The sequence below is a fragment of the Microbacterium sp. genome (assembly GCF_011620715.1).
Classification (GTDB): domain Bacteria; phylum Actinomycetota; class Actinomycetes; order Actinomycetales; family Microbacteriaceae; genus Microbacterium.
In genome coordinates this window covers 1-4162 of record NZ_WOYP01000059.1, presented here as the reverse complement: position 1 = coordinate 4162, position 4162 = coordinate 1, and the positions used below count along the sequence as shown (strand labels likewise).

The following is a 4162-nucleotide window of genomic DNA, read 5'->3' as shown; positions in this document are numbered from 1 at the left end:
GTGCGGTCAACACCGTGCGGTCACCACACCGTGACCTCAGACCACGACGTCACGCGGGCGGCGCGGCGCAGATCGCGGCGGCAGAGATCTGGTCGTGGTACTGCTGCGCTGTCCACGGAAGGCCGGCCTCGGGAGCTGTGGCGCCGGCGCTGGCGGGTGCCTTCGAAGCGATCGCGGCCAATTCCCACGCGAGATACTCGGCCAAAGCGCCGCCTCCGCCCGAGTTGTTGAGCACCACCGCGACGGTGAGCCCCGAGTTCGGATCCGAGAAGGCCGCCGTCGAATAGCCCGGCACCGATCCGTACTGACCGATCAGGGATCCGGCCTGGATGGCGCCGCCGCTGGTCGTGTTCCACGACGGGGCGCCCGGGATTGCGACGGCATCGTCGAACCGATCGACGCCGTCGGGGAGGATCGCCCCGGCGGCGAGCGCCTGGGCGTAGCGCCCGAGGTCGCGGATGTCGGAGACGACGCCGGAATCCGTGTACCCGGAGCTGGCGGACAGAGCGGTCACATCCAGCGGATCGGTGCAGTTCATGACGCCGGCGGCGTCGCGAAGCGAGTGGTGGCCGTTCAGAACCGGGTCTGACGCCGGCGGTGCGGCCGACGCGCCGGTCGGGAGCTCGGTGGCGGTGAGGTCGAGTGGATCGGCGACGTAATCGTGCAGAAGTTCCGCTGCACTGCGGCCGGTGGCCCGCTCGAGAGCGACTCCGAGCAGTATGTAGCCGGCGTCTGAATCGCGGAAGGCCGTCCCCGGCTCGCCCTGGCGCGGCTGGCCCAGACCGTAGCTGGCCAGCTCCCTCGGGTTCCAGACGCGCGCCGGGTTGGTCAGGAACAGACCCGACAGCTGCGCGCTGTACGAGCCGATTCCGGAGGTGCTGTCGCAGAGATCGCCCAGCGTCACGTCGGAGAGATCGGGAAAGCCCGAGACCCACTTCGTCACGGGGTCGTTGACACGGACGATGCCGGCGTCGGCGACCTCATAAAGCACGTCGCACGTCATCGCGCGCGTCACCTGCGCGATGCGGAATCGCATGTCGTCGGTGACGGGCTCGGCACTGGTCGCCGATTCGACGCCCAGCCCGGTGATCATGGTTCCGCTCCACGGCGCCCACACCCCGACGATTGCTCCGGAGGCACCGGCGGCCGTCATCGCATGGGTCACTGCATCCTGCAGCTGCTGGGCAGTCGCCTCGGGGAACGCGGCATCCACCTGCGCCGGAACGTCGAGCTCGATGTGCTCGTCGGCGGCACAGCCCGAGATGACGACCGAGACCGCGGTGATCGAAGCGAGTGCGAGCGCAACACGCCGTCGTGTGGGTCGAGCCCGCATTGTTTCACCCCCGGTGTCTGCATTGAATTCAAACACACTGGCGGCGTGGTCCGGGAACGGCCGCCCGTAGTGTACAGGTCAGGATGCCGCCGCCCGTACCCCGGCCATGAACCGCTGCACGTCGGGATCGACGCGGATGTCCCCGGGCCGCAGCGGCCGTGACAGGTACAGACCATCGAGCGAGGTGAGCCGGCTCAGCGCCACATAGGTCTGTCCCGGCGCGAAGGCGCCCGAGCCGAGGTCGATGATCGCCCGCTCATAGGTCTTGCCCTGGCTCTTGTGGATCGTGACCGCCCACGCGAGGCGCAGCGGGAACTGCGTGAACTCGGCCACGATCTCGCGAGTGAGCGACTTCGATCCGGGGTCGTAGGCGTAGCGGAACCTCTCCCACACGGCAGGCTCGACATCGAACTGCGCACCGTCGACCTCGACCCGCACCGTGCCGCCGGCGATCCGGACCACCGTGCCGATCGTGCCGTTCACCCAGCGCGGCGGCTCGCCGTACGAGCCGGTGTCATTGCGCAGGAACATCACCTGCGCACCCACCTTGAGCTTCAGATCGACGTCGGCAGGGTACGAGGCTTCGCCGCGCCCGAAGTCGCCGGTGATCTCGGCCGACGCGGTCTGCTCTCGGCCGACCAGTTCGGTCAGGTGGCGGCGGTTGATGCCGTTGACGATGTCGTTGCGGGTGGCGAGCGTGATGATCGGGTGCTCGCCGTCGGCCGGGTCGGGCGGGGTGCGCGCACCCGTGTCGTTGAGGATCTGCGCGATGTCTGCGGTCACCCGCCCGTAGCGGACCGCGTTCAACATCGCCTTGAAGGCGGGGTCGGCCTGCCGGTGGATGTCGATCAGCTCGCGGATGTGCAGGTCGGCGCCGTACGCGCCGATGTCCATGATCCCGTCGCCGCCGACGCTGCCGACCCACACCTTCGCGTCGAAGAACCAGAACGATCGGTAGTGGTCGCGGATGTAGTGGGCCTCATCCCCGCGCGGCGGCACCGGCGCGAGCTGGTACGGATCGCCGAACATCACGACCTGCACGCCGCCGAAGGGTTCTGCCCGCCGGCCCCTCGCCTGGCGCAGCGATCGGTCGATCGCGTCCATCAGGTCGGCGTTGACCATCGAGATCTCGTCGATGACGAGTGTGTCGATCGCATTCAGGATCTTGCGGGTGGCATCGGACTGGTCGATCTGGCTTCCCGCGATCAGCCCGATCGGCAGTCGGAACAGCGAGTGGATCGTCTGGCCCTCGACGTTGAGGGCGGCCACGCCGGTCGGCGCGCACACGGCGATCTGCTTCGAGGTGTTCCACGCGAGGTGCTGCAGGAGCGTCGACTTGCCGGTGCCGGCGCGACCGGTGACGAACACGTGCTCCCGCGTGTCCTCGATGAGGCGGAAAAGCGCCTCCTGCTCGGAAGAGAGCGGAGGTGTGTTCACCGATTCATGTTAACGAGTGGATGCCGGGACGCGGGCCACAGCGCCGCGAGCGGTGCACAGATGGTGAGATGGCGCCCATCCGTCATCTCACAGGGGCGGGTTCCTAGACTGGGGGGGTGGAACCGGGGGTGAAGGATCCAGCGGCGGTGGGTGCCGCCGCGGCGGGCCCGTCCGCGCCCGCCGGACCCCCCGCTCCCCCGGACCGCCGCCGCTCCCGGCTCGGACTCGATCTCACCCTGCTCGCGATCGTCGGCGTGCTGCTCATCGCGGCGGTCGGCGCCGGCGCGGCCGCGATCTACCGCGAGTTCTACAGTCCCGCCGCCTTCGTGGAGCGCTACCTCGGCCTGCTCGCCCAGGGACGCGCCGCCGACGCTCTCACCGTGTCGGGCGTCGCCGTCGATTCGGCCGAGCTGGAGGCCGCGGGGCTCCCCGCGACGGCATCCGACGCCCTGCTTCGGCGTGCCGCGCTCGCCACCCTCACCGACGTGCGGATCGTCTCCGAGGAGACGACCGACTCCGGGACCGTTCTCGTCACGGCCGACTACCGCGCAGGCGCCTTCCCGGGTTCGACCACGTTCGAGGTGAAACGGGACGGCTGGGTGGGCGTCGCCCCGACCTGGACGTTCGTGACGAGCCCGCTGGCGCTGATGGATGTCACGGTCAAGGGATCGATGACCTTCGACGTCAATGGATTCACCCTGGACAAGCGCCAGGTCTCGCCCGAGGGGGTGGATGCCGACCCCGTCGCGCCCGTCTCGCTGCTGGTGTTCTCTCCGGGGATCTACTCCGTCTCGGTCGACACGGCGATTTCGGCCACGCGCGGGGTCGCCGTGCTCTCCGACAGCCCGATGGCGAACGTGCCGGTGGATCTGCAGGCGTTCGCGACGCCGGAGTTCGTCCAGATCGTGCAGCAGCGGGTCGAGGAGTTCCTCACCTCCTGCGCGCAACAGGAGGTGCTGCAGCCGACCGCGTGCCCGTTCGGCTTCGTCGTGCAGGACCGCATCGTCTCGCCGCCCACGTGGTCGATCATCTCGCAGCCGACGGTCTCCGTCGTCCCCGACGGCGCGGGGTGGCGCATTCCTGCCGCCGAAGCGGTCGCGCACATCGAGGTCGGCATCCGGTCGCTGTTCGACGGCTCGGTGCGCGACGTCGCCGAGGACGTGCCGTTCATCGTGACGGGGTCCATCGCCGTCCTGCCCGACGGCTCCGCGTCGATCACCGTGGGCGGCCCCGGCCCGCAGTGATCCGCTGAGCGCGCTTGCGGCGCGCGATCCGCGATGATGTGAAGCGGAGGAGGCGAGATGACCGCGAAGGGAATCGCCCGCCGGCTGCCCGGGGTCGCCGTGCTGCGCACGTACGAACGGGCGTGGCTCTGGCCCGACGTGCGGGCCG

At 69.6% G+C, this 4162-nt stretch carries 3 protein-coding genes; 1 reads left to right on the top strand and 2 read right to left on the bottom strand.

Annotated features, from left to right (window positions below; genetic code table 11):
* Positions 1 to 49 precede the first annotated feature (49 nt).
* Together QZV84_RS05625 and QZV84_RS05620 are read right to left on the bottom strand one after the other, a co-directional pair.
* On the bottom strand, positions 50 to 1333 hold the full coding sequence (locus QZV84_RS05625; RefSeq protein ID WP_292826604.1) for a serine hydrolase domain-containing protein: 1284 nt from the start codon (positions 1331 to 1333) through the stop codon (positions 50 to 52).
* A gap of 78 nt (positions 1334 to 1411) precedes the next feature.
* Positions 1412 to 2770 (bottom strand): AAA family ATPase, encoded by a 1359-nt coding sequence (locus QZV84_RS05620; RefSeq protein ID WP_292826601.1) that lies wholly within the window; start codon positions 2768 to 2770, stop codon positions 1412 to 1414.
* A 116-nt stretch (positions 2771 to 2886) separates the two neighbouring features.
* Between QZV84_RS05620 and QZV84_RS05615 the strand changes: the two genes are divergently transcribed.
* On the top strand, positions 2887 to 4014 hold the full coding sequence (locus QZV84_RS05615) for a hypothetical protein (protein WP_292826598.1): 1128 nt from the start codon (positions 2887 to 2889) through the stop codon (positions 4012 to 4014).
* Positions 4015 to 4162: the final 148 nt, after the last annotated feature.